We start from the raw sequence: 1,112 nt of genomic DNA on the forward strand, positions 1-1,112 counted from the left end.
AGTGGGTGAATTCTACCAAAACTTTTATATCAGAAGCTTATAGAGATGAGGTTATTCAGACTTTAATGGAAGAAAACATTAAAACTTGTAACATTTTAACTGCACAATTTAAATTACTTTATTTGGTTGAAGGAGATGACAAACTCCATATAGATACTTATTTATAAAGTGAAGGAAATGTGTTCTTAAGTGGACAAAAGAAGTTTAAAAGCAATCTTCAAGAGGTTGAAAGTAAAAAGGTTACCTCAGGTCAAGATTTTCCTCTTACAGAAGGTTTTACATCTACATCAAAAACTGAAAACGGTAAAAGATGCGATGACATTAAACAACGAGTCAACACTCTTATAAGAGGAAATAATATTGTAAAAGAAGGCGGACATTCAGAAGCCTTTTTACTTCTTGTCTTAAAAAATAAACTCCCAGAAATGCTTACTCACAGTTTTACAAGTAATGAGTCCCACCCTATTTCAATAGTAGGTACAGTTTTACTTATTTCAAGTCTTAAAGATCCTTGTCAGAAAAATTGCTTTCCTATGTTATTAAAGTTTAATGAAGAACTACCACTATTCTACAATCACTCGCCCAAACTCCTGAGATTTTGTTACCTGATAATTTTACAAGAATTATTCTTATAGGTGCTAAAGAGCTTCATAGAGAAGTTGACCATCTTGGTGAACGGACAACAAGAGACCGACTAAATACATCATCTCCAAGTTTTAATTTAAGTATAAATATTGATCTTGATAATCCACAAGCAAAAGTATTTTCCGCAAGGTTTGCCGATTTACAATAAATATTTATCTTGTAAAATTTGTTAAATAGACTAAAATTTATAAAAAGTGGAAGGTTAGATTTATGTTAAAAATTTATACATCATTTGCTTTGGTAAGTTCCATAATTACAATGCTTAGTACTCAAGCATTTTGTACAAATGTATTATCTTTTAGTGATGAAGATCATGGATCTAATGGGCATAACTATAGTAAAATTGTGGTTTCTACAAATAAAATTGAACTTTTAATTCAAATACTCTTACTTCTGATGAATTTGAGGATATGCATCAAGATTTATTTAAAAAGCAGGATTTTAATGGCGCTGCTATAGCACTCATT

1 protein-coding gene is annotated in these 1,112 nt (G+C 30.2%); it reads left to right on the forward strand.

Features of this window, described 5'->3' with window-relative positions; all coding sequences use genetic code 11:
* Positions 1-179 precede the first annotated feature (179 nt).
* Positions 180-635 carry a hypothetical protein gene (locus IG80_RS0111040; protein WP_032114094.1) on the forward strand — a complete coding sequence of 152 codons (456 nt, stop codon included), beginning with the start codon at positions 180-182 and terminating at the stop codon, positions 633-635.
* Positions 636-1,112: the final 477 nt, after the last annotated feature.

The sequence above is a fragment of the Candidatus Paracaedibacter symbiosus genome (assembly GCF_000757605.1).
GTDB classification, from domain to species: domain Bacteria; phylum Pseudomonadota; class Alphaproteobacteria; order Paracaedibacterales; family Paracaedibacteraceae; genus Paracaedibacter_A; species Paracaedibacter_A symbiosus.